20 protein-coding genes are annotated in these 25,852 nt (G+C 42.0%); 4 read left to right on the top strand and 16 right to left on the bottom strand.

The genetic code is table 11. The features are described from left to right. Positions 1 to 52: 52 nt before the first annotated feature. The 6 genes from adk to glk all read right to left on the bottom strand — a co-directional run bounded on the left by adk (position 53) and on the right by glk (position 6,785). On the bottom strand, positions 53 to 697 hold the full coding sequence (gene adk / locus S4054249_RS12260) for an adenylate kinase (protein ID WP_039609765.1): 645 nt from the start codon (positions 695 to 697) through the stop codon (positions 53 to 55). A 259-nt stretch (positions 698 to 956) separates the two neighbouring features. After that, complete coding sequence (gap, locus tag S4054249_RS12265) at positions 957 to 1,961, bottom strand: type I glyceraldehyde-3-phosphate dehydrogenase (protein WP_039609764.1); 1,005 nt, start codon at positions 1,959 to 1,961, stop codon at positions 957 to 959. 16 nt (positions 1,962 to 1,977) lie between these two features. Further along, positions 1,978 to 2,598 carry a bifunctional 4-hydroxy-2-oxoglutarate aldolase/2-dehydro-3-deoxy-phosphogluconate aldolase gene (locus tag S4054249_RS12270; RefSeq protein WP_046356191.1) on the bottom strand — a complete coding sequence of 207 codons (621 nt, stop codon included), beginning with the start codon at positions 2,596 to 2,598 and terminating at the stop codon, positions 1,978 to 1,980. Positions 2,599 to 2,620: 22 nt separating this feature from the next. Next, positions 2,621 to 4,474 carry a phosphogluconate dehydratase gene (edd, locus tag S4054249_RS12275; protein WP_046356190.1) on the bottom strand — a complete coding sequence of 618 codons (1,854 nt, stop codon included), beginning with the start codon at positions 4,472 to 4,474 and terminating at the stop codon, positions 2,621 to 2,623. Between the two features lie 271 nt (positions 4,475 to 4,745). Next, the gene (locus S4054249_RS12280) at positions 4,746 to 5,756 is read right to left on the bottom strand and encodes a LacI family DNA-binding transcriptional regulator (protein ID WP_046356189.1); all 1,011 of its coding nucleotides are present in this window, start codon (positions 5,754 to 5,756) and stop codon (positions 4,746 to 4,748) included. Positions 5,757 to 5,768: 12 nt separating this feature from the next. Further along, positions 5,769 to 6,785, bottom strand: coding sequence for a glucokinase (gene glk, locus S4054249_RS12285; RefSeq protein WP_046356292.1), 1,017 nt, complete (start codon positions 6,783 to 6,785; stop codon positions 5,769 to 5,771). A gap of 279 nt (positions 6,786 to 7,064) precedes the next feature. Here glk and S4054249_RS12290 point away from each other — a divergent pair, with 279 nt between their 5' ends. Next, the gene (locus S4054249_RS12290) at positions 7,065 to 8,093 is read left to right on the top strand and encodes a LacI family DNA-binding transcriptional regulator (RefSeq protein WP_046356188.1); all 1,029 of its coding nucleotides are present in this window, start codon (positions 7,065 to 7,067) and stop codon (positions 8,091 to 8,093) included. 1 nt (position 8,094) lies between these two features. On the opposite strand, the gene S4054249_RS12295 is transcribed toward S4054249_RS12290, so the two are convergent. Together S4054249_RS12295 and S4054249_RS12300 are read right to left on the bottom strand one after the other, a co-directional pair. Next, positions 8,095 to 9,024, bottom strand: a complete 930-nt coding sequence (locus S4054249_RS12295; RefSeq protein WP_046356187.1) for an ABC transporter substrate-binding protein — start codon at positions 9,022 to 9,024, stop codon at positions 8,095 to 8,097. Positions 9,025 to 9,101: 77 nt separating this feature from the next. After that, the gene (locus tag S4054249_RS12300) at positions 9,102 to 9,446 is read right to left on the bottom strand and encodes a gamma-glutamylcyclotransferase family protein (protein WP_046356186.1); all 345 of its coding nucleotides are present in this window, start codon (positions 9,444 to 9,446) and stop codon (positions 9,102 to 9,104) included. A gap of 194 nt (positions 9,447 to 9,640) precedes the next feature. On the opposite strand from S4054249_RS12300, the gene S4054249_RS12305 reads away from it, so the two are divergent. Then, positions 9,641 to 10,816 (top strand): GGDEF domain-containing protein, encoded by a 1,176-nt coding sequence (locus tag S4054249_RS12305; protein WP_052960965.1) that lies wholly within the window; start codon positions 9,641 to 9,643, stop codon positions 10,814 to 10,816. 7 nt (positions 10,817 to 10,823) lie between these two features. On the opposite strand, the gene S4054249_RS12310 is transcribed toward S4054249_RS12305, so the two are convergent. Genes S4054249_RS12310 through S4054249_RS12325 form a run of 4 tightly spaced genes read right to left on the bottom strand, consistent with a single transcriptional unit; the run spans position 10,824 to position 14,090 of the window. After that, positions 10,824 to 11,639 (bottom strand): hypothetical protein, encoded by an 816-nt coding sequence (locus S4054249_RS12310; RefSeq protein ID WP_046356185.1) that lies wholly within the window; start codon positions 11,637 to 11,639, stop codon positions 10,824 to 10,826. After that, the gene (locus S4054249_RS12315) at positions 11,632 to 12,669 is read right to left on the bottom strand and encodes an MlaD family protein (RefSeq protein ID WP_046356184.1); all 1,038 of its coding nucleotides are present in this window, start codon (positions 12,667 to 12,669) and stop codon (positions 11,632 to 11,634) included. The genes S4054249_RS12310 and S4054249_RS12315 overlap by 8 nt, the downstream gene beginning before the upstream one ends. A gap of 3 nt (positions 12,670 to 12,672) precedes the next feature. Beyond that, positions 12,673 to 13,338, bottom strand: coding sequence for an ATP-binding cassette domain-containing protein (locus tag S4054249_RS12320; RefSeq protein ID WP_046356183.1), 666 nt, complete (start codon positions 13,336 to 13,338; stop codon positions 12,673 to 12,675). Between the two features lie 2 nt (positions 13,339 to 13,340). Beyond that, on the bottom strand, positions 13,341 to 14,090 hold the full coding sequence (locus tag S4054249_RS12325; protein ID WP_046356182.1) for an ABC transporter permease: 750 nt from the start codon (positions 14,088 to 14,090) through the stop codon (positions 13,341 to 13,343). A gap of 258 nt (positions 14,091 to 14,348) precedes the next feature. Here S4054249_RS12325 and S4054249_RS12330 point away from each other — a divergent pair, with 258 nt between their 5' ends. Both S4054249_RS12330 and S4054249_RS12335 read left to right on the top strand, forming a co-directional pair. Beyond that, on the top strand, positions 14,349 to 14,945 hold the full coding sequence (locus S4054249_RS12330) for an ACP phosphodiesterase (RefSeq protein ID WP_046356181.1): 597 nt from the start codon (positions 14,349 to 14,351) through the stop codon (positions 14,943 to 14,945). Positions 14,946 to 15,026: 81 nt separating this feature from the next. Further along, complete coding sequence (locus tag S4054249_RS12335) at positions 15,027 to 15,398, top strand: VOC family protein (protein ID WP_046356180.1); 372 nt, start codon at positions 15,027 to 15,029, stop codon at positions 15,396 to 15,398. Between the two features lie 5 nt (positions 15,399 to 15,403). Here S4054249_RS12335 and S4054249_RS12340 read toward each other — a convergent pair whose 3' ends face one another. Genes S4054249_RS12340 through S4054249_RS12355 form a run of 4 tightly spaced genes read right to left on the bottom strand, consistent with a single transcriptional unit; the run spans position 15,404 to position 25,847 of the window. Next, positions 15,404 to 17,056 (bottom strand): HD domain-containing phosphohydrolase, encoded by a 1,653-nt coding sequence (locus S4054249_RS12340; protein WP_046356179.1) that lies wholly within the window; start codon positions 17,054 to 17,056, stop codon positions 15,404 to 15,406. A gap of 17 nt (positions 17,057 to 17,073) precedes the next feature. Next, entirely contained in the window at positions 17,074 to 19,299 is a 2,226-nt protein-coding gene (locus S4054249_RS12345; RefSeq protein ID WP_052960964.1) for a CHASE2 domain-containing protein, read from the bottom strand. Beyond that, positions 19,296 to 20,114, bottom strand: coding sequence for an MBL fold metallo-hydrolase (locus S4054249_RS12350; RefSeq protein ID WP_046356178.1), 819 nt, complete (start codon positions 20,112 to 20,114; stop codon positions 19,296 to 19,298). The genes S4054249_RS12345 and S4054249_RS12350 overlap by 4 nt, the downstream gene beginning before the upstream one ends. A gap of 15 nt (positions 20,115 to 20,129) precedes the next feature. Beyond that, positions 20,130 to 25,847, bottom strand: a complete 5,718-nt coding sequence (locus S4054249_RS12355; protein ID WP_080928353.1) for an Ig-like domain-containing protein — start codon at positions 25,845 to 25,847, stop codon at positions 20,130 to 20,132. Between the last annotated feature and the right edge of the window lie 5 nt (positions 25,848 to 25,852).

Genomic DNA, 25,852 nt, shown 5'->3' on the forward strand with positions numbered 1-25,852 from the left:
AAAAACCCAGTCACAAAGTAACTGGGTGTGTGCGCTTAATTAACTTTATAAATTAACCAAGTAATTCGCCTAGTTGCTGACTCACAGCATCAACTGCTTGAGTACCATCTAGCTTATGGTATTTAGTGTTACCTGCATCAGCTTCTTTGTTGTAGTAATCTACAAGCGGTCTTGTTTGGTCATGGTAGATACCTAAACGCTTACGTACAGTTTCTTCTGTATCATCAGCACGGATAATAAGGTCTTCACCAGTCTCATCGTCTTTACCTTCAACCTTAGGCGGATTGTAAACTACGTGGTAAACGCGGCCAGAACCAGGGTGTACACGACGGCCGCCCATACGCTCAACGATGATTTCATCAGCAACGTCAAACTCAATCACATGATCAATATTGATTGCATTTTCTTTCATTGCGTCAGCTTGAGGAATTGTGCGTGGGAAACCATCTAATAGGAAACCTTTTTCACAGTCAGGCTTTGCGATACGCTCTTTAACTAAACCAATGATGATTTCATCAGAAACCAATTGGCCAGCATCCATCACTTTTTTTGCCTCTAGACCTAATGGTGTACCTTCGCTAATAGCGGCGCGAAGCATATCGCCTGTAGAGATTTGAGGGATACCAAATTTTTCCATAAGAAATTGAGCTTGAGTGCCTTTACCAGCACCAGGCGCGCCTAAAAGGATAATGCGCATATTATGTTCCTCGATTCTGAGTTTACTGTATTTTAATTAATTGGAATTTTTTCATATTGCGCGTTGATACTCAAGTCACTTATACCAATTGATTAGAGGTTTTGTACCCGATCACAAGTGAGCATGAAGATAATCAACATATTGTATAAAAACCACCCACCGAAATCGTACAATCATCAATGTAAATGGCATTTCTGTACAGCGCGCATAAAAAAGCCCCGCATATTTTGCAGGGCTTCATTTTAATACTTAGTTGCAATTATAAGAATGCACCTAGAGCTTTAACTTGGTCAATCATACGGTTTGAGAAACCCCACTCGTTGTCATACCAAGCCATCACTTTAACCAGCTTACCCTCAGCCTTAGTTTGCGTTGCATCAAATACCGATGATGCAGGATTATGGTTAAAGTCAATTGAAACAAGTGGTAAGGTGTTGTATTCAAGTACACCTGCCATCGCACCTTCTGCTGCAGCTTTTACAATTTCGTTCACTTCTTCAGTCGTTGTTTCACGCTTAGCAACGAACGTTAAATCAACCAAAGATACGTTCACTGTAGGAACACGAACAGCCATACCGTCAAGTTTACCAGCAAGCTCCGGTAATACTAAACCAACTGCTTTTGCTGCACCCGTTTTAGTCGGGATCATAGACTGTGTTGCGCTACGAGCACGGTACAAATCTTTATGGTACACGTCACATAAGTTTTGGTCATTTGTAAATGCATGAATTGTAGTCATGCTACCCTGCTCAATGCCAATGACATCGTTTAATGCTTTTGCAACTGGCGCAAGACAGTTAGTTGTGCAAGATGCGTTTGAGATAATATTGCTGTTTTCATTTAACACATCGCTATTGACGCCGTGAACCACGGTCGCATCTAAATCTGTACCTGGCGCTGAGACGATTACTTTCTTTGCACCTGCTTCAATGTGCTTAGCCGCAGCCTCACGTGAAGTGAAAATACCGGTACATTCTAGTACGATATCAACATTTAATGCTTTCCATGGAAGATTTGCAGGATCACGCTCCTGCGTTAGTGTAATTTCATCATTACCGATAACCAGTGTATTACCAGCAAGTGTTAACTTTTCATTGAAACGACCATGTACAGAATCGAACTGAGTTAAGTGGGCATTTGTTTCTGCTGGTGCAAGGTCGTTGATAGCAACAATCTTGATTTGGTCATTTTGACCTGATTCGTAAAGTGCGCGTAGTACGTTGCGACCGATGCGGCCATAGCCATTAATTGCGATGTTGATCATGATTACATTCCCCTAATTATTTAACTTCACTTGCTTGTTTTGCAAGCGCTTCGATGGCTTGCCAGTCTTTATTTGCAATTAGCGATTTATCCAACATCCAAGTACCGCCAACACAAATTACGTTGTTTAACGCCAAATATTTAGGCGCGCTTTGAAGTGATATTCCGCCAGTTGGGCAAAATGTCACTTGCGGAAGAGGTCCACCAATTGACTTAAGCATGGGTGCACCACCAGCAGCTTCTGCTGGGAAAAACTTCAAAAACTTAAAGCCATGCGAGGCAAGCTCCATTGCTTCACTTGGTGTAGCAGCACCTGGTAAAAATGGAATATCAGTGCTTTTAGCAAGTTCTAATAACTCTGAGCTCACGCCAGGACTTACCATAAAGTCTGCGCCTGCATTAACAGATGCTTCAAAAGAGGCTTTATCGACAACTGTACCAGTGCCAACATAGGCCTCTGGCAGTGCTTCTTTAATTTGCTTTACAGCCTCTGCTGCAACAGGTGTTCTAAGCGTTACTTCAAGTGCACGCAATCCACCATTGTATAAAGCACGCGCCAAAGGAATTGCATCTTCTAATTCTTCTATGACAATTACCGGTACTACGGGTGCTGCCGATAAGATTTCTTGTATTTTCATATTTACCCCATCCCCAATGTTGTTATTCGTCGATACCAAAGGCGCTAGCACCCATATCTGCACTGCTCACCATGTTTCTAAACCCGGTGAAAAGCTCTCGGCCAGTACCAAATGTAAGTTCCGGTTGCGTTAATTCAAGTTCGCGCTCAGCTAGCTCTTCATCTGATACATGCAAAATTAAATCACCATTTGGTGCATCAAGCGTGATCATGTCACCTTCGCGGATTTTCGCGATGATACCGCCTTCAACGGCTTCTGGTGCTAGGTGGATAGCAGCAGGCACTTTACCTGATGCGCCCGACATTCGGCCATCCGTCACAATCGCAACCTTATAACCTTGGTCTTGCAAAGTTGCCATCACTGGTGTCAGCTTATGTAGTTCAGGCATACCTTTAGCTTTAGGACCTTGCTCTTTAATCACAGCAATAAAGTCTTGATTTAGTTCACCATTGGCAAATGCATCTTGAAGAGACGCTTGTGAACTAAATACTTTTGCAGGCGCAGAAACAAACTGATGTTTTTCATCAACAGCTGATACTTTAATGACCGCTTTGCCCAAGTTACCCGTTAACAGCTGTAAGCCACCTTGCTTATTAAATGGATTTGATACCGGTCTAAGCACATCTTCATCTAAAGAGTTTTCTGGGCACGGCACCCATTTCACTTTACTTGGGCCTTCGCTGTTGGTCATGATCACATTGGTGTCAACATCTAAAACTGGCTCTTTGGTATAATCATCTAGGCCTTCACCAACAATGGTTTTAACATCATTATGTAGGAAACCCGCATCGCGCAGTTCACGCATTAAGAAGCCCATACCGCCAGCAGCTTGGAAGTGGTTTACATCCGCTGAGCCATTTGGATAAATTCGAGTCAAAAGTGGCACCACTTCTGAAAGCTCTGCCATATCTTTCCATGTGATCTGTACACCTGCGGCTTTCGCCATTGCAACCAAGTGAATCGCATGGTTAGTCGAACCACCCGTCGCGAGTAGACCAACTAATCCATTGATAACGGTTTTTTCATCAACAATCTCACCAATTGGGTTTGCTGACTTAGTTTCAATAAGCTGTTCAAGCATCATTTTCACAGCACTTGCCGTTAACCCATCTCGTAACTCAGTGTACGGGTTGATGAATGAACTACCTGGTAAATGAAGACCCATGATCTCCATCAGCATCTGATTTGAATTCGCTGTGCCATAGAAAGTACAAGTACCAGCACTGTGATATGATGCACTTTCAGCTTCTAACAGCTCTTCACGGCTAACAAGGCCTTGTGCGAAACTTTGGCGTACACGTGCTTTTTCTTTGTTAGGAATACCTGATTCCATTGGTCCAGCAGGTAAGAAGAAGATTGGTAAATGTCCGAAAGAAAGAGAACCAATTAACAATCCAGGTACAATCTTGTCGCACACACCTAAGCAGAAAACACCATCAAACACATCGTGTGACAACGCCACAGCAGTAGACATTGCAATAACATCACGAGAGAATAAAGATAGCTCCATACCATCGCGACCCTGTGTAACACCATCACACATGGCAGGTACACCACCAGCAACCTGTGCTGTTGCGTCATACTTAGTGGCTATCTTTTTTATTAAATCTGGATATTCAATATAAGGAACATGTGCAGAAAGCATGTCATTGTAAGAGTTGATAATCGCAAGGTTTGGCTGATCATCGGCTTTCAACCTTGCTTTGTCACTGCTTGAGCAAGCAGCCATCACGTGTGCTAAGTTACCACACCCAAGTCCTGCTCTTACGCGTGTTTGTTTTTTTGCTTCTTGTATACGCTTAAGGTAGGCACTACGAGTTGTCTGGCTGCGTTTAACGACTCTTTCAGTAACTTCTTGAATTCGAGGATGCAACATAATCCGCCTCTCTGCATGTTTAGAGGAAAAAGGCTCAGCACATCTCACATGTACTGAGCAGCTTTGATTTACCCGTTCAAAGGTACGCTGACAGGTTGTCTCTCACCTCAACCTGACACCGGTGTCACTGTATTAACTCACACTTATGACACCGGTGTCAACCTATTGAACATTAAATTTAGATTAAATTAGGGCCATATCTAAATTATGGACAAAAAAAGCCCAATCGCTAGGGATTGGGCTTTTGACAAGTAGATGTAATTAAAACTGGTTATTTTGCAGCTGTAGATTCTCTGGTAATAAGTTTTGCTTCTAGTACTTTTTGATAAACTTCTGCTGAGGGATCAGATATTTGCAAAATCAATTGCTCAACTGCTTGGCGAGTCATCTCCTCTACAGGCTGTGCAATTGTGGTCAAACCCGGCCATATATGTCTGGCAATCGGTGCATTATCAAAGCCTGCAATGGAAAGATCTTCTGGCACTCTAATCTTCCTTTGAGTCGCTAATTTCAGTACTGCAGCTGCCATGTAATCATTAGAGGCAAATACTGCTGTCGGCATCGGCTCTAAATCTAATATCTGTTTTGCACTATCAGCACCTGAGTTATAACTGAAGTTACCCTGAGCGACTAAGCTCTCTTTAAACTCAATACCATGGTTTTGAAGCGCATTTTGGTAACCACTAAAGCGCTTTTCCGTCGCACTATGATCTCTATGACCGCGAATAAAAGCAATGTCTTTATGGCCCAAAGAAATTAAATGTTCAGTCAACTCATATGCACCTTGCTCATCATTGCTTCGAACGGAGATCGACGTGTCATCTTCTAGTGCAGAGGCAACACGTGCAAAGGGCACATTTTGTGTTTTCAGAAAGTCAATTAACTCTTGAGAATCAGAAAAAGGGGGAGTCAATACTAGCCCATCTAAGCGAGAGGTTGTAAGCAATTGATCAACATTATGGATCAACTCCTCACCTCTAAGCTCACAAGGATGTATAAGCAAGTTATAATTGAATTTATGGCATGCCTCTAACGCACCACTCTGCACACGAGTAATGTAGCTTTTACTTGGGTTGTCATATAAACACCCAATAATAAAACTTTTATTACGCGCCAGTCCACGAGCGATAGGGTTAGGCTTATAATCCAACTCTTTAAAAACTTTGAGTACCTTTTCACGCGTAGCCGGACTTACATTAGGTTCATTATTCAGTACTCTAGAGACCGTTTTTTTCGATACTCCTGCGTACTCAGCTACGCTGTTTATGGTTACTTTTTTCATATTTATTCCAATTTACGAAAATTGGCTACGACTGTGAAGACACGCGGCCGCTCCAATTAAAGGAATATTGTCCTGCACAACCAAAGTTACTGGAATTTGCCCTGCATACTGAGACATTATCCCTTTTTCTGTAAACCTTTCAACAAATCGACTTGATATGAGTCGTTCAGTCATGCGAGGCAAAATTCCACCGCCAATAAACACGCCACCTAACGCCCCGAAGGTTAACGCAAGATCACCAGCAACACTGCCAATCCAGTCACAGAATTGGTTAAGCGTTGCATCACATACTTCACACTCTCCTGCCCTCATGCTTATCTGAGCAGCATTTAAATCCTCTGCTTGTACCCCTTTGACTTGTGCCATCGCTTTATACAATCTGGCAAGACCAGGTCCAGAAAACACGGTCTCAACTGATACATGGGCAATATTTTCTTTTAAAGCGTGTAATAACTGTCTATCTAATTCTGTTACAGCAGCTAAGCTGATATGACCAGCCTCGCAGCTCAAAACAGAGCTACTGTGTATATCACTCACATGACATGCTGCACCAAATCCTGTCCCAGGCCCCATCACAGCTATATTTGCACCCTGTGTTGCTTGGCCCGCCTTGATCTGAATATTGTCTTCTTTTTTCAAATAAGGGGCGGCATACGCAAATGCTGCAAAATCATTGATCACAGCACACTGTTCAAACCCAAACTGTGCTTGAACATCTTGAGTATTAAAGTTCCAACCCAAATTCGTTAAAAATACTTGGTGACCTTTAATTGGTCCGGCGACTGCAAAGCAAGCTCTGGAAGGTTTTGAAATAATGAGTGAATCGAGGAAAGCTGATAAAGCTGATTCAAATGACTGAAAATCTGCACTCGGGAAAGTGAGTTGATGGTCAATTTTAAACTGGTTAGAGTCTAAATCGTATTCTGTCACGACGGCAAAGCGAGCATTTGTACCACCAATATCGGCAACGATAATCGGCTCGAACGCACGGTCATGACCAATAGAACTTTTAAGTGTTGTCTGGCTCATGCTGTTTTTCTCTGTTGTTGTGGTGTTCGAAACACCTATAGGGGCTTGCCCCACTTGTTATTCCAAATCATAGTCAGCCGAAACTTTGCACGCAGGCTGAAAAAAGAGCTGCTCTATTCAGAGCAGCCAAATACGTTTTGACAACAAAATGATAAAACATCGACATTATGACACCGGTGTCAAAGTACATCAATAAAAATTTACTGCTTTTATTAAATTGGTTGCAAAAAAAAAATAATCAAAGACAATGTTCACGACGCAATTAAACTAGTTTTGAATATGAAAACAAAAGGTAAAGCGACCTCTTTTGACATTGCACACTTTGCTGGGGTCTCGCAATCTACAGTCTCCAGAGCACTGCGTAATAGTCCCCTCGTTAATGAGGAGACTCGAAGGAAAGTGTGGGATATAGCAAAAAAGCTTAATTACAAAGTAGATAAAAATGCCAGCAATTTACGTACTCAGCAAAGCGCGACACTCGCAATACTATTATTTGAAGATCCCACTGGTGATGAATCTCAAATAAATCCATTTTTCTTAAATATGCTAGGTAGCATTACCAGAGCATGCGCGAAAGAAGGCTATGACCTGTTGGTTTCTTTCCAATCTATCAGCCAAGATTGGCGAGCAGAATATGAAGACAGCCACCGTGCTGATGGTATTATTTTACTCGGCTATGGTGATTATATGGATTACCAGTCGAGGCTTCAAAGCTTGCTCGCACAAAATACCAAGTTTGTGTGCTGGGGTGCAAAAGTCGAAGGCCGACAAGACTTAACCGTGAGCTGCGACAACTATGGTGGTGGCCAACTCGCCGCACAACATCTCATTGCTAATGGAAGAAAACATTGCGTCTTCATCGGCGATGCATCTGAACACAGCCCCGAGTTTTTAACGCGCTTTAAAGGCTTTCAAGAAACGTTAAAAAGCCACGATATCCCTGTAGGGGAACGAAATATTGCCAATGCAATTTCAACTGAAGAGTCAGGTTATCATGCCACACGCTCTTTACTAGCAAATAATGTAATATTTGATGCTTTATTTGCTGCTAGCGACCTCATTGCTATCGGTGCCATCAAAGCACTAAAAGAAGCGGGCCTTAAAATCCCTGAAGACGTGAATGTAGTGGGGTTTGACAACATCGCTGCTGCGAATTACATTACGCCCTCGCTAACAACCATTCAACAAAACACCACCTTGGCAGGCCAAATGCTTGTTACTAATTTACTCTCTCTTATTAGAGGTGAGCCAATAGTTGATACGTTGCTGCCGCCAAAACTTATAGTTAGGCAATCTACGACGCAATAAATTAGCGTCTCGTAGACTTACATTGTATGAAGAGTGACTCCCAGCGTGACTTGTTCGCTTTTACCCAGTTTTGAGCGACCCGCCTTGCTGTTCGCCCATATACATCAATTTGGGCGGATAGCTCTTCAACCTCTGCATTACTTAAATCAAACTGTTCCACCCCTTTAGCCAAGCAAGGGAATAACTTCACAAACCGATTACTAGATACCTTTTTCAGCCAACCAGCCTTTGGATTACCACAGTCATATGGTAGTTTTGAATTTACTCCCCACAAGTTGTCTTGTTCACAAGCTTTTGAATAAGTTGGAAACTCAACAAACTCACCAGGGTAGACAGCCCCCACCCAATTGGGCGTCCAATTGAATACTAAAATTGCGCGTTTATCGTTAATCGCCACTTTCAGCTCTTGCCAAATAGCTTCTCCATTGTCTAGTTGTTTGACAATGAAATTCAAGCCTAATGCTTTAATTCGCGCTCTATCAGGCTTTTCCCATGGCCCTGCCACATACACCCCCTTCCCTTTTGAACCAGCCCTTGCAAACACCGTATCACAAGCCCTAAGCGCTCTCCAATCAGGTAAGCCTGGGCACATGTCCCTAACATAGAGCGGGTACCACCAATCTTCTCGAGTCACAATAGAATAGTTACCAAGGTCAACAATTACCCCCGCTTGATGCAATTGTGTGAATCTATCTTCCATCGTGCCCTGCCATACTTCTAATTGTAAATCGACTCTATCGGTCTTCAATAAAAACCACTGCATATCAACAGTCACCTTTATTAGTTCAACTTCATAACCAAGCCGGATAAATATTTGTTCAGCGATATTGGCTAGGATCTGTTGGCTCGTCCAATCATTCACAACAATTCGGATCGGTGAAGCCAATGCATAGCTATTGAAGAGTAAAAGAAATAACCAAACTTTTTTCATCGTAAATATTGACTAAACATTAACTAAATACGGAATTCAGCAGTGACTTTTGCCTCACGGCCAAGTTTTTACGCGTATTAAGCGTGTTTTACTAATGTGTATATATATGCAATACACATGTCCCCAGATGCTTTTTTTACCTCACATACTTCCCTTTTGTACTCCAAGCCCTCAAAACCATCTAACACATGTAAATAATCAGTAAGCTGTTCAGAATAAAATAAGAAGCCTTGTACCCACTCTCCTTGAGCGTCCAGCTCAATGCCGGGATAACCCATTGCAGCCCCCCAACCTTGCTCGTAAAGCTTTCCTTTCACCCAACCTGTTTCAAAATCACCAGCCAAAGGTTTTAAAACATGTTCGTTTGCACACCCTGGTGCCAAAGAGCCATATACAAATAGTTGATTTACCTCTTTGTTCATATTTCTTCCTCAGAGAGTATGTCAATTATTACTATAGAATACCCTTCACATTTAGCCCTAATGCATAGGCGCAACCTAGCAAATTAATGCAAAAGTCAAAACGTTTGCTAAGATTTAGTTAGTTGCGCGTGAGGCTGCCTGCCGGTTTTTAATGTGAGAACACCTCAAGCATAATCAAAAGGACACTGTAATTAGTGCAAGTTCATGATTTAACCTTAATGCTCTCCCTTTTCTTCGCTTCTATTACTGGCGCAATTGTGCTCAGTGCTATCACAAGAATGAGTCAAACAATTGAAGGGACTAGATATTGGGCAATTGCACTGGGCATATTGTCCATTGCCTATTTATCTCAACTTTCTATGCAAGGCATGCCAAGGTATGTCATGGTTATCACTTTCAATACTTGCCTAATTCTAGGACATGCATTTTGGTTAATCGGTGCTTGGCACTTTGTCCACAAACCCCCTTCTAAACAAAAAATATTTTTGCTCATCGTGCCAATCTTAGCCTTGTCACTGGTTTTTACCTTACTGATACCGGATAGGTCACTGCGTCTGCTCGGTATTGGTGTCTGGTTACTCTTAGTCAGGGCTAATTATGCCTGGGTCCTTTGGCAACATGCAAAGCATGATAGAAACGAGTATATTGCTGTCACAATAACGGTGTCGGTTGTTCTATTGGAGCTCATATTAAGCTTCTTTTACACACTGTATGGTGCTTTCGGAGCACTGCCAAGTATTGGCGAAAGGTTCAGCTGGGTCGGTGGGTATACTTGGGTTGTCGCATTAATCGGTATCGTTGCAGGGGTTCCGCTCCTGATGCTTTTAAGTGTTGGACGGTTTGTTCGCAAACTAGAATATGCTGCGCATCATGATGAACTGACTGATTTGCTAAATCGCAGAGGCCTATCTAAATGCCTAGATAGTATAATGCCTTTATCTCAACGCAAATGTCGCTCACTGAGCGTCATTATGCTTGACGTTGACCACTTTAAATACATCAACGATGAGTTTGGTCACAAAACAGGCGATCAAATACTTGCACACGTTGGCAAAAAGTTAAAATCTTCTGTACGCGCTTCTGATCTCGTCACTCGCTGGGGAGGAGAAGAGTTTTGCATCGTCTTATTTGACACCTCTCCAGCTCACGCAATGCAACTAGCAGAAAAAGTCAGAGCTGCATTTTCTGAAAGTTTAGAGCAACTTAACCCTACATTAAACAACGTGACCCTAAGTGCTGGAATTGCCAACACGGAAACGGTCTCAAAAGCGGCATTTGAAGCAACACAACTCCAAGCAGATAAAGCCCTCTACCAAGCAAAAAATAATGGCAGGGACCGAAGTGAAATGTATTTAATTGAAGATGTATAGATCTATTTTAACGGGGTATATTAGTTGAAAGCTCTTTTAAACGCATGGAAAAATACGCCGCTTTGTTTTTATCATCATTTGCTTCATACCACTGTACAGCAAGGGCATAGCAATCTTTTATACGGTTAGTTAGCTCCAGTTCAGAAAAATGTTGTAGCGCCATTTCGATTGCAGACACTGCTCGTGCATCCTGCTCTTGCACACGCCACTTTGCATTGTAGTAAATTACAAAGGAGAAAATTTCAATGTTATCTAAAGTACCTGTCGATTTCAGCTGTTTCAGTGTTTTTAAATCACTATCAGCCTCCGCCCAATCCAAAGAGTTTGCCCCAGAGTACATCCAACTTAACCAGCGATAATAAATATGCTTTTCGCTGTCATTTTTATATGTAGCACTTAACTCGTTAGCTATACTTTCGGCCTTGGAGGCTTTCCCGAATACATACTCAAATTTAGCTTCTAGCGACTTAATGGGTAATAAAATATCAGCCCCTTCGTATTGACGCAGTGCTTTAGCTTTATCGATCGAATCTGACGCTTGTTCAATGCGATTTTGGTTTATATGTATAGTTGCTTGTTTTAGATGTAATATCCCCATCAGCGTCAAATCATTTCGCATGTTCGCGTATTTATAACTCGTTTGATAATTGCTCAAGGCAAGGTCTAACTTTTCTTCTTGACGCTTTCTATCCCCACGGGCCATCCAAGTATTCGCTAAATCCAAATATTTAGTAACGCGATATTGCTTCTCAGGCGCACTTGAACACCCGCTATTCAAACATGCAAATAAGATTAACATCACAACATATGTCAACTTAATCATGCATCTCTATTCCAGTTGTCTGTGGCTGTTTCTCGATGCCATCTTTGAGCATAGGGTGGTTATTTAACGCCTGTAAAGTCTTATCCATTTTGTCCAATACCTGCTGCATACTGTGTATTGCAATGGCGAATTGCTCTCGCTCACTGTGTACCTCTTTAAGCATGATCTGCATCACCGTTAAACTCTCATTTAAATTGTTTAACACGATAGGTAATTGCCTATTGGTAACATCGCCAATTATCTTGGCAGGCTCTGCATAGTTATGTAAAGTTGAGCCGGCTTGACCCATCAGGCGTTCAGTAGTGAGTAAAGTTGTATTTATTTGCTCCAATACCTTTGGCATTTGCTCTAGGACTTGTTGACTTTGAGCAAGCGTGCGTTCTGCATCCGGTAACAAATCACTGCTTTTAACCTCTTCGCTCACGACCATCAAATTATCACTAATTTTAGCCACACGATCTAAGACCCTAAATATCGCCCCTGCCTCTGGGTTATCTTCTTTTTGAAAGTTCTGCAGAAGTTGATTTATACTGGCCAAGATACTTTCAATATCATCACCTTTTTGCGCAATAACCCCCTTATTTACATAGCTTTTTCCAAGTTCACTATTTATATGGGGAATATAGCTGTTTGGCGCTAGCTGTTCGTATTCAATCACGCTACTGGGGTCCGGTAGAATAAGCTCAAAAGTCGTTACATCATCAAAGATGGGATGCTGTTCACCAGCTAGTACCGCATACTTCACCACTTTATTTTGATACTCTCTAAATACCCATAGCTCAACTTCAATTAAATTCGTCTTATGATCCAACCTGAAGCCCTCTATTCGACCTACTTTTAAGCCTTTAAAATAGATAGCTGGTAATGCACTTAACCCACTCGCATCTTGCAGCACGGTTCTATAATAAGCTTTATCGGCAAAAGTATGGTTGTTCACCAAAATCATTGCTGTCATTATTACCAGCATAAGAATGCCAGCCACACCAAAGACAAGGACGATATTATTCGTTTTTTTTACGCTATGCTGCATAGGTTAAAACTCCGAAAAGCAGAACAATTCATTCAGTTCTAACTGCTCATCAGCCAAAGTTTCAATCACTTCTTTGCGATTGGAGCACAAAATTAATGTCGTTCCCTGCTCCTTTAGTTGCATTAATAGCTTAAGTACATATTGTCCCCACTGCTCGTCAATTTCCGTCATTGGCGCATCCCAAATCACAGCTCTAGGTTTGAGCAATAATGCGCGGGCAAGACCAGCCAATGAGGCTTGCCCTGAGGACAGCATCTCTGTGCGTTGCGGTAAATAATGCTGCAACGCAAACTCTTCAGCCAGCGTATTAATTCGTCGATATTTTTCAGATTTACCTAGTTCTTTATAATGTCGATTCAAAGGCAGCATCAGGTTCTCTTCTAATGTGAGGTTAGAAATGAGCCCTGACAATTGAAATACAACACCCAAGTCACGTCTAAAATCGGAGTAATCTTTCGCATTCATCGTATTTACATCTCGACCATCGACCAGCACCTGACCACTGTCAGGTCGAATAATGTCGCTTGCAATACTGAAAAACAATGTCTTACCACACCCTGAACGACCTGACACAACTAAACATCGCCCACTACTTACATGTGCATTTAAATCATTAAAAATGGTTTTGTTTTTTACAGAATGCGAAATATTTTTGAACTCAATTTGCATTGTCATCGCCCTGTTATTATCACGTATAACAAAGTAAGTGAAACATGGATCAAACAAATTGAAATGAGCCCTCTGCCCACCGCTTTAATGTTCCGCTGCGGCACTTCAGTGATAGCTCGGTTGACTGTTAATCCGTGATAACTAGCAATTAAACTAATAAAAAGGCCAGAAAAAGCGACTTTTAGTAACATGATAACAATATCAAACCAATGTAGCTCACTGACGAGCTTTGCAAAAAAAGTACTGACAGGTATTGACTGAAAAGCATTACTGACAATGTAGCCACCAAAAATGCCACATGCGACAAAATAGCTCATCAGCAACACCAAAGAAACTATCATCCCTAACACGCGAGGTGCAACAAGGTAAGAAATTGGCGACACTCCCATAGCCACTAATGCATCAATTTCTTTACTCACCACCATGTTACCAAGCTCAGTTGTAATAGCCGTGCCAGAACGCGCTAACACAATAAAGCAAACAATAAACGGTCCCAAATCTCGCACTATCGTAGAAATTAAGATATCGTAAATCCAATTCCCCTGCCCAATGGCCGCGAGCAACGGATAGCCTTGAACTATGATTAATGCACCTATCAACATAGCAATAAGTACAACTAGCCCTAATGCTTCAACGCCTGTAAACCTAACTTGTCTAACAAGCACGTCAAAACTGATAGAACGATTGCGATGGAAAAAGATAAAGTCTGAAATAACGTAAGCTGAAAAAGGCAAAAATCCATATGCAATCATAACTGTACCTCGTTATCAAAGTTCAGTAGATCAAGCATCAATGGTCTTCTTTACTATGGCTCATACCATTAAGATTAGCAGAACAAACTAAATATTGGCCGCGATTGATATAAAATTTATCTATACTAATCGTTCTCTGGCACACGCAATAAAAATCCGTTTTAGCACGGCCTTTTTATTGATTATTTTCATTTCAGCCTCATATAAAATATCAGTCAGAGAACACTTCGAACTAAATTGTAATCAATAGGTGATTATGTGAATTATCTAGCCCATTTATTTCTCGCAAAGGGAAATGCGCAGTCATATCATGGTAATCTGCTAGGTGATTTTCAACGCGGCTTAGAAACCACAACACTACCACAAAGTATCAAAAGCGCGTTAGACAATCATATATTGGTAGATAAATTTACTGACAGCCATCCTCTCGTTAAACAATCAAAATTACTTTTTAGCGATAAGCGCCGACGATTTTCTGGCATTGCACTAGATGTTCTATATGATCACCTTCTTATTAAACACTGGACGCAATTTAGCTCGACTTCATTTGAAGCGTTCAAAGAAAACAGCTACCTACTTCTTAATCAGCAACTGCCTGCGATGCACTTACCTATGCAGCGGGTGGTCGAAAACCTAATTACCAATGACTGGTTTGCACAATATTGCACTCTCAATGGTACTCAGCAGGCACTTGATAATATTGTAAAAAGGGTAAGATTTAAAAATGAATTTAGCGGAATTGGGGTTGAAGTAGCTGAAAACCTTGATCAACTCGAAACGTCATTTTTGTGCTTTTTTCCAGAACTCATTGACCATATAAATAAGCATGGCCCAGAGCAGGAGCTCATACTTTAAGGGTGATTAGACTTTATCGTTTACAAATAAACCCCCTTCTGAAATTATGGTTATACATCAACCACACAGCTAATAACGATAATGAACTTAAATCAAGTCACACTACCTGTAAATAACATGCCTGAAGCCGTCGAGTTTTATCAACTTCTAGGCTTCAATTTAATTGTTGATACGCCGCACTATGCTCGATTTGAATGCCCAATAGGTGGCAGCTCTTTTTCTTTATCGCTAGAGACTGAAGAGTTTAAAAGCGGCGCTGTGATATATTTTGAGCACAAAGAACTTGATGAATGGGTGGAACAGCTTGTTGCAAAAGGCATTCAATTTGAACAGTTACCAACGCTGGAACGGTATCTCTGGAAAGAAGCCATACTCGTTGACCCTTCCAATAACAAAATCAAGCTTTATTGGGCTGGAGAAAACCGTTTAAACCCGCCTTGGCGCGTTAACTAACTCCCCTATGGCTTGTTATATCCGGGGATTTTGTCCGTGTCTATTTCGTCAATTTGCTCTGGTTTTAAATACTGATTTGCATAATCTAAATACACACCTGAGCTGACAAACACATCGAATAAGTCTGGATCAATGTGATCACCCAATTTCATCTTACCCATGATAAACAAGCATTCACTGAGTGGCTTCGCGTCTTTATAAGGTCTATCAGCAGCGGTTAACGCTTCGAATATATCAGCTATGGCCATGATCCTTGCAGGTACAGACATTTGCTCTCTAGTAAGGCCCTTTGGATACCCCGTCCCATCCATTTTTTCATGATGCCCCCCTGCAAACTCAGGGACTCTTCGTAAGTGCTTGGGAAATGGTAACGCTTCAAGCATTTCCAGCGTAATATCCATATGTTTATTAATCACCAACCGCTCTTCTGTGGTGAGTGTGCCTCTAGCAATACTTAAATTATAGACTTCCTCTTGAGATAACAGAGGCTGCGCTATGCCACCGATTACTACGTTGTAATTGTCAGCCAAACTTTGAACTCGTTGCTGATCAGCTTCTTTCATAAATTCGCCACCGATATTAGCGCGAGTTAAAAAAGCACACTCATCTTCTAACTTATCCAAAGTCTGCTGTAACTCCATTTTCAGCGTCTTGACGGTTTGCTGCTGATCCAAAGCCTCAGCTTTCATGATCCGCTTAGTATAGTCTAGCTCTATGTCTCTTTTTGCTATTTCAATCTTAGCAATAACCAATTCAATTCGATCGTATACTGAATGAAGCTTAGTAGCTTTATCCATCACATATTCAGGGATGGCAATCTTGCCGCAATCGTGCAGCCAACCAGCAAGAGAAAGCTCATGTCTATCCGCCGCCGTCATTTTAAAGTCAGCCATTGGTCCTGATTTTGCGTCATGGACTGCGCTCGCTATCATCATAGTTAACTCTGGTACTCTTCGGCAATGACCCCCTGTATAAGGCGACTTTTCATCGATTGCTTTCGCAATTAGTCTGGTAAATGCTTGAAATAACGTTTCCATATCATCAATCAGCTGTCTATTGGTCAAAGCAACTGCTGCCAATGAGCTCATTGAACATATCAACTCAACCAGATCTGACGAGAATCTCACCACTTTGTCTTTACAGCGGGGGTTAATCAGCTGCAATACGCCATTTAAATCCCGTTCGTGGTTTGCCATAGGCACCGTTAACACAGACTGTGTGTGATAGCCTGTTTTCTTATCCATGGCTCTGGCTGCTGATAAATCATAATCTGTGCAATCATAAACATCATCTATTCTGATCACATCTTTTTTTGCAGCTGCGAGCGCGACCAAAGCACTTTCATTGGGAGAGCCATCATCTAAATATATTGGTATCGCAGGGAAAGGTATCTCTTTGCCTGATGTCCCTCCCATGTGTAACCCAAGCGGCTCATTAATAAGCGTTGCAAACTTCAGTTGCGCATTTTCTGAAACCGAATAAATTGTTCCGCCTTCAGCATTGCTCAATGCAATCGCTGACTCTAAAATATGCTCTAATAGCCTGTCAGTATCATGTTCTGATGAAAGCTCAATCGCAAGTTTAAGCAAATGCTTTAACGCGACTTGGCTCTCAATGATGTCTTCTTCAGCTACTTTGCTACGAATTGACAGATCCATGGCCCTTTACACCCATACTATTTCGATTTGTGCGTATAACTTCCATCCCAGTTTTCTCCGGGAGGATGTGATTGCATTTCACGCACTCTTTCACAAAGAAGTTGATAAATTTTTCTTTGTGGCTGTAACTCTATTAGTTTAGTAAAAGCTGACAAAGCTTCCTGCCAAGATTGCGATAAATACAACTCCCAAGCTTTTTTATGTGCATTGAGCTCTTCAAGTTGAGCTTCTGTTACCTCATTTTTAAGCGCTATAGGCTCAAAAATGGTCACAGCGAGGTTTTTACCTTTCACCTTTACTTTATCAATTGGCCGAAAAACAATGTCCGGGCACTGCTCATAGGTCATCTCACTCACCAGTACCCCTACACCATAGAATTTTGTCAAGCCCTCAAGCCGCGACCCTAGATTCACCGCATCACCAAGGACTGTGTATGCTCTTCGATACTCAGAACCCATATCCCCCACATTCATGTCCCCAGTATTTAAGCCAATACCAATAGCAAAGGGCGGAAAACCTTGCTCTAGCATCTGCGCTTGCAAGTCTTCTACTTGACGCTGCATTTGCATCGCACATTTAACTGCAAGCTCTGGGTGTTCATTTACAAGCAATGGAGCATTCCAAAAAGCCATCACCATATCACCGACATATTTATCAATCGTTCCTTGATACTCAAATATAATTTTTGTGATTGGTGAAAAGTATTGATTTAAATAAGCCTTTAACCTGCCTGCGTCGAGCGACTCCGAGATGCTCGTGAACTCTCGTATATCAGCAAATAATACAGTCATTACACGCTTCTCTCCCTCCATGGAAGCCTGATCAGGTTGCTCTAACATAGAAGCAATATGTGCAGGTGGAACATATTGGTCAAATATAGATTTAATTTGCACACGCTCTTTATGCTCTCTAACAAAGCCAAGGCTTCCTAAGATTGTCGTTTGCGTAATCGTCAGGCCTAATATCGCAACTTGTGGGAAGTCCAACCGCCACACAACCCATGCATAGAAGCTAAAAAAGATAAAACATGACGTGACAAACAAAGCTAACAGCGTCATCCCCAAAACACCTAACAACGGCAATACAACTGACATTGTCAAGCCCAATGTCACAAGCAACACCACGACCGCGCCGTCTATCCAATCGGGGCGAGAAGGCAGCAACTCTGGAAACACTAACCCCTCTAGTACATTGGCATGAACTTCAACACCTGGATATTGCACACCTACTGGTGTGGTTCGCAAATCAGCATGACCAACGGCGGACGTACCCACAAAAACAATAGCCTGATCAAATAAATTTTTGTCAATATTTCCATTGATCACATCAATTGCCGAAATATAAGGAAAACTAAAAGCTGGACCTCTAAAAGGTATCGCAACGCGACCATAGTCATCTGTGGGAATAAGAGTAGTGCCTAATTTTATTCCCTGAACGCTATGACCATCACCAAAGGGCTTGGCGACAATTTCTACGGTATCAGCTAAGGTATATAACCTCGCAGCCTCCAGAGCCAAAGCCGGATAAGCTTCTTTATCATGCTTAATCATTAACATTGAGTATCTTACAAACCCATCTCCATCTGGTGCGCTATTAATGAACCCAGTTCCAGGACTATTTTGTTGCAGTACTTTTACATTTGCCACGTGACCTGCAAAATCTGGGATAGGCAAATTTTCAGGTGAAATCTCACTGGCAAAAATAGGATCAGGAAGTTTGCCAACAAGAATATCTTGTTGGTGTTCAAACAACATACCCAATACAGTATCTGTTGCATCTAGTGTTTTAGAAAAGGCAATATCGGCATCAATATCTGGGGCAATCGTTCTAAGTATTTCGTTTGTCTGTGGATCCGTTGAACCCAAATGTAATGCTACTTGCATAGCCGGGTTTAACTCGGGCTCAGAAAACAAAACATCGTATGCAACAACAGATACTCCCGCAGCAACAAGTTGGTCCTGTAGCTTTCCCATTACGTGGCGACTCCAAGGGAAGCGGCCTATTTCAATCAAACTTTGTTCATCTATATCAACGATAACAATGGGTAAGAAAGACCTTTGCTGCCAAAGAAGTGATTCTTCGAGCCTCACGTCATAAGCTAGGCCCTCAAATCTCTTCAATACTTGCCCGTAAGGTGCTGCGGGCGACAACGCTAGCATATGGAGTAAAATAAAGAAAAATGTAATAACACTACCTGTCGCCCACTGAAGCCGGTAAAGCTTGAAGTGTTTGGCAAGGTTCATTTAATCACTAAGCCTTCATGCGCAATAATGGTATTAAAATCAAACCCTTTTTGGCCAATGTCTAATGCGATTTGGTCCAAGTCTTTGTCAGTTCTTGCCGGATCATGACTAATGATAACTAAATTTTTTACTTTCCCTTGAACCGCTAAAGCCAAAGCATCTTTAATTTGAGAATGTCCCCATCCCATTTTCAATGGGTAATCGCTGGGAATAAACTGACCATCGTGGATTAAATAGTCAACGCCATCTACAAACTCCACCCACTCATCAAAGCTCGTAACGGGGTCATTCGGAGGGTATAATTCGTTATCTATAGCGTAAACAATTTTTACACCATCAACCGTTAAGCGATACGCACTGCCTCCTCCGGGGTGATTCATCGCCATACGTTCAATATAAATATCGTGATAGTGCCACTTATCGCTTTGTTGCGGTAAGACTCTGACAGCTGAGGGTAAATCATCATATTGAACTGGAAAATAGCTACCATCCATTTGCCTTAAAATTGCATCAGGTGCCTGGCAATCCGTGACACCTGGCACAATTGCTATCGTCCTATTTGGCATATACGCAGGCACAAAGAACGGAAAACCTTGGATATGATCCCAGTGGTTATGACTTAGTAGAATGTATATGTCCCGAGTATCTCTTATTAGCTCATCACCAAGAATTCGAATACCGGTTCCAGAGTCCAAGATAATGTGTGTGTTATTCTGACTTTGCAGTGATACACACACTGTATTACCACCATATTTGACTGTATCTGGCCCCGGTGTGGGGATAGAGCCCCTCACACCGTAGAATTTTAACTGCATCCTATATCAACCTCGCTAGTCAGAAATTTCAATGATTCCTGCTTGCAACACGATGACCTTCGGCTCATCTTGTTGTAAAACAAGTACAAAACTATCTCCATTATTCAAACTAATAGCAGAGGATAACTGTCCTGTCATGGGGGTTGAAAAGTTCTGATAACCAACAGTGTTAAACGCTGTATCGAGAGTACCTGCGTCATCCCCCAATTTAACCCGAGCAATGTAAACACCTTGACCGCTTGATTCTTGTAGGAATAACACCAACTCCCCAGTACTTTGAACCCAACCTTGCTTGACCACAACGGCTGTCGTACCTAACTGTTCAAATATCAATACACCACCAGAACCAAATGTACTGTCAATAGAGCCATCAATATTCACTCTAAGCACAAAGTTTTTGCTTCCACCAGTGCCGAATATGACAAACTTGCCTTGCGAGTCAACAAACGAGCCTTTTAAGTCCATCGTTTCTCCAGATACCAATCCAATGTCTAAGGCTGATACACCTGCAGTACCAAACGATGCATCCAAGTCACCTGTTAAATTCGATTTCGCTAGAATCACGCGTGGTTCGCTAAATACTTGCTCATCGGTACCAATACCAACTAATTCCGTTGTGGACACGGGGTGAATAAAATCAATCCCTCTCGCTGTGGTACCACAGGAAACTTCACTAGGAACAGGGTATTGGAAGTGTCCTAACATCAGACCCACACTCGAATAGAAAAATGCATGGCTTTGGTCAATACAGCCATCATTAATTTTCGCAAATGCGATAAAGTCTGAGGTCGGTAATGTGTATAACTTGGTCACTTTAATTGTACTGCCCGTGCCACCATAAGTAGAAGCGGAAATACCGATGGCGGTTGCACTGCTACCAGGTATGAAGTCAAAATCTTGCTGACCATTATTTTTGACGTTCACAATGACCGCTTGATCAACCGTCTGATTGCCTGCAAGTAAGATATTACCAGCCAATGCTTCTACGGCAGTGGTTGTCGTTACGGAAGTACTCAGCGCGAGCTGCACCTTGCCAAGGTTACCAAAACTTGCAACCCCTTTACCTGTGTCATCTAATTTATAGACATAAGGCACTTCGCCGTTCTGCCAAGTCGTTGCGTTACCAGTGAGAAGTAATTGGCTCGATGACGACTGAATGCTCAGTCCTTCAGTAAATGATTCGTTGGCATCTCCTGTGTCTAAGTTGACTTCACCTGCTGAGCCAAAATTGCTATTTAAAGCTGCACTGAGCGTAAACTCTCCGATCCATTGAGAATAGAAAAAATTGTTTCCTACAGAGCGATACTGATAACCATAAACAAACAGCCCTTGACTCGTGCGATGCCAATCAACTGGAGTCAATAAAAATTGTCTGTAGGCTGTAGGACCGCCAGATTCTGGTAGCCAACTCGTATCTATGACTCCGTTTAAGTCCGTTCTAAATAGCTGTACAGCATTTGAAGACGTACTGTATTGTCCCCGGCCAATCCCAACGTAATAGTGTGTATCATCCGCATACAGACCAAAGCCAAACGCATTCCATGTTGAAAAGTCCTGACCGTCAATACCGGATGCAGGTAATTGATTTAGCTCGTATAAAATGTACCCTGTAGAATTAAATGAAGTATCCATTGAGCCATCACTGTTCAACCGCATTACAAATACCGATTTATCACTACCACCGGTAAGGTAAGAGTCTCCTGTCAGTAACAACTTCCCGTCACTCAACTGAATAACATCATGTACTTGGTTGTCAAATGCGGCGCTATAAATATCAATTTGTAAAAATCCGGCAGATTGGAAGCTAGTGTCAATTGCAAGCGTATCTTCTATTACTCTTACAAATAATAAATCCTTATTCCCAGCCTCCGACATAACTTCGCCATAGACCAGTAAATTACTACCCAGGTCAATCACACCATCGGCATATTGAGAAGAACTTGGCGCAATATCAAGTGACGCAGTTATGTTTCCACTGGCGTCCACACGAGTGAACTTGATGCTGGTATTTTCACCAACTGCTACATTACTCAGCACAGTAACAACCTGAGCATCATCCACAGCAATAGATATCGGCGTTACTCGTCCACCGGTGGTGAGTGGCAATTTGGTATAGCCAGAGCCTGCGCCATAAGAAGTATCGTGGACACCTTCGGCAGTCAATCTAAACAACAGTAGCTCTTGCGCTTCAGTTGCACCAAAATCGGCAAAACCAGCAACGTAAATACGATTACTACTGTCTACGGCGACGGCCTTAGCAACGATATTTTGTGGCTGATCAGCAACTTCAATCCCGAAGTAACTGGTAAACACGCCTTGACTTGCAAAGCTTGTATCTGGATATCCATCAGGCATCACCTTCGCTATCGATGCGCGATGTATATTCCTGACTAGGGTTTCATTCCAATACCCTACTCCACCGACGACTAACACGCTACCATCACTTAACAATAAAGATTGGCCCGCTTCGTGCGACTCCATTGAAGCGCGAAGCCTAACAATACTTTCTCCATCAGAGCCAAACGTAGTCAGTTTGTTTGCAACAAATGTAGTTTGCGCAACACTCACATTGATTGTTATTTGCGCCGAAGCACACAAACTAGGAGAGGCATTATCACAGACTTCAACCGTCAACGTGTAAACAGCTTCACCATTAGTACTAATTTGACCCGCATTAGCCACCGTTACTTGGCCATTACTCGCGATTGAAAATAGACTGGCGTTCGTGCCATTCAATGTGTAGCTGATACTGTCACCATCCGGATCTGACGCAGTAACTTGTAATACAAGCTCACCATTAGAAACACTGGTATCAATATTCGCTGAATTAGGTGATACCGTCGGTGAGTAATTCTTTGGTAAAACGGTGATCGTCACAGTTGCAACATTAGATGTCTCACCTAAGTTATTCATGATTTGATACGTAAAGCTATCAGTACCAACAAAGTTGTTCATCGGAATATAACTAATATAGCCTGTAGAAGTATCAACAAAGGTTGAGCCATGTGATACTGGATTAATTATCTCAATACTAGATAAATTTAATGTCTGCCCTTTGGCATCATCATTATTGAGCACATCAATCATGACAGACGTATTCTTATCAAGTGATGCTGTATCTGCATTCGCGATAGGGATGGTATTTGGCTCAACAATATTGATGGAAACAAGTGCGATATTAGAGAGCGTACCATCATCGTCACTCACTCGGTATGAGAAACTATCTGTACCAACCGCTGTGCCTGAATGCATGTACGAAATCTCTCCGGTAGACCCAATATTAACCGTCCCTTTACTTGGATTTGTAACAACCTCAACCGTACTCGCATCAATAGTACCATCAGAATCGGTATCATTTTCTAACACTGCAATCATCACTGACGCACCAATTTCAACCTGTGCACTGTCTGCGTTTGCGACAGGTGCCTGATTAACAGCTTGTACCGTCACGGTAACAGACGCAATATTAGAAAATTGATTTTCATTATCTTGTACACGATATTGGAATGAATCTGTGCCAAAAAACCCTGAACTAGGCGTGTAGACCAAAACCCCGTCGCTAGAATTCAAATTCACTTGCCCATTAGCTGGATTTGTTGTGATTTCAATAGAGCTAAACACTAATGAACCATCTGAGTCAGCATCATTAGCGAGTACATCAATATCTACAGGTACACCTTGAGAAGTGCTGGCAATATCATTTACCGCCACTGGTGCGGAGTTCTCTCCCGTAACAAAAATTTGGACAAATGCCTCATTTGACTTAGCACCTTCATTATCCTCTATTGTATAGACAAAATAATCAGAACCGCGGTAATTGGCATCGCTCTGATATATCAATTGTCCCGTACTTGAATCTACAGAGACAGAACCGTGCATGGGCTGCATCACAATTTCTAATGTCGATAAAACTAACTCACCATCTTTATCACTGTCATTGCTTACTACATTTATCGCAGTTGGCTGCCCCTGTGCAACTTCGAAAGAGTCATCCATCGCCATAGGTGGATCATTAACACTTAGGACGTTAATTACACCAAATGCACTTGCGCTCAATCCCACTTCATTTGTTATGATGTATATAAAGAAGTCTTGACCGGCAAAATCAGCATTAGGGACGTATCTAAACCCCCCCTCTTCCGTCAACTCCAGCGAACCGCTGGTTGTGGTTGTCTCTATGCTAATTGAAACAGTATTAAGTGCTTGATCAATATCATTTTCTAATACACCTGGCGAGCTAACTGATAGAATAAAGTCTTCGCTAGTCTCAAACGCATCATTAACAGCTACGGGCGGAATACTGGTGACGCTTTCTTGAACTGAAATAAATACTTCTGCCAGTTGCACCTCACCATCGTTACTACGTACACGGTATACAAATGAGTCATCACCGATAAACTCGCTATTTGGTACATAAGTGAAACTACCATCAGAGTTAAGCGATAAAACGCCATTGACTACATCTCGCTCTGGCTGAGTATCAATTTGCAACGTCTGGTCAGATAAGTGCACATCATTTACCAGCACACCTCTTCCCGCCACAGTCAACTCCGTATTTTTCTCGACCGTGTAAGTGTTATTAAGTGTCAATATAGAGATTTTTACCGCTTCTACTTCCAAAGTCACAGTCGCCTGAGCAGTCGCACCTTGTGAGTTTTGTATTTGATATACAAAGCTATCCGTACCAAAAAAACTATCATTAGGTGTATATACAAAGTCACCATTTGCAGAAATGTTCACACTACCATTTGATGGTGCCGTAATAAGGTTACCCAAAACCTCGATAGGTCCAAAGCCCAAATCTAAGTCATTAGTTAACACATTGCCTGAAATCGATTCAAACTGTAAACCTGTGAAGCCGTCATTATTCGCAATCGGAGGAGTTTGCTCAGTAGCAGGTAGTAATATTGATTCACTGAAAGCACTTTCGCCACTCCCATCAATGCCAGTAACTAGAACATAATAATGTTTTTTCGGATCTAAACCTGAAAATGATTGGGTGGTGGTTGATAGGGCAACAAATCGATTACTCGTTGGGAGTGAATCAATCGATGAACGACTATTTATCGGCTCTTCTGACAAATAAACGTTGTATCTAAGCGCACTATCAAGTGGCTGCCAGTTAATTTCTACAGAACCATCATCTTGTCTTTGCGCGGGCTCTACCACAACACTTAGCGGCTGCCAATTAACCTGCTTTATCGCCACTATGCTCAGGTTGCCATTTAGATCCTCAACCCATACTTGCAAATTGATAGTGCCCCTCGGCTGACCAAAGTCAAATGGATTAACACCGGTCTGAGTGAACTTGAAAGGAGAAGTACAATTTGCACTACATAACTCTATCGCCTGCTCAGCATTATCAAAGCCTAGCAGAACGCGGCCAATACCATCAGGATCTTCAATGTTATCAACAGCAACCGTGATATTACCACGTTCTGTAAAATCACCTTGTGGGTGAGTAAGATCGCCCGTCCCATTGATCATCAATTCATCTACGACCTGAGTCGCGGCTAATCGAGCATGTCTAAATTTCGGTTGATATGAAAAGTCCACTACGACAGGAACATTCGAAGAAGTGTTTGAGCTTGATTCATTGAGCTGTTCTACCAACTCAGATGTATTATCTATTTGTTGAAGTGGCTTACTATCGTCTTTGCCACCACAACCGACCATCGCTACTGCAAATATGAGTGCGATATAAATACGTACCATTGCACTTAGGTTCATCATATTTC

This window comes from Pseudoalteromonas luteoviolacea (genome assembly GCF_001750165.1).
GTDB classification, from domain to species: domain Bacteria; phylum Pseudomonadota; class Gammaproteobacteria; order Enterobacterales; family Alteromonadaceae; genus Pseudoalteromonas; species Pseudoalteromonas luteoviolacea_G.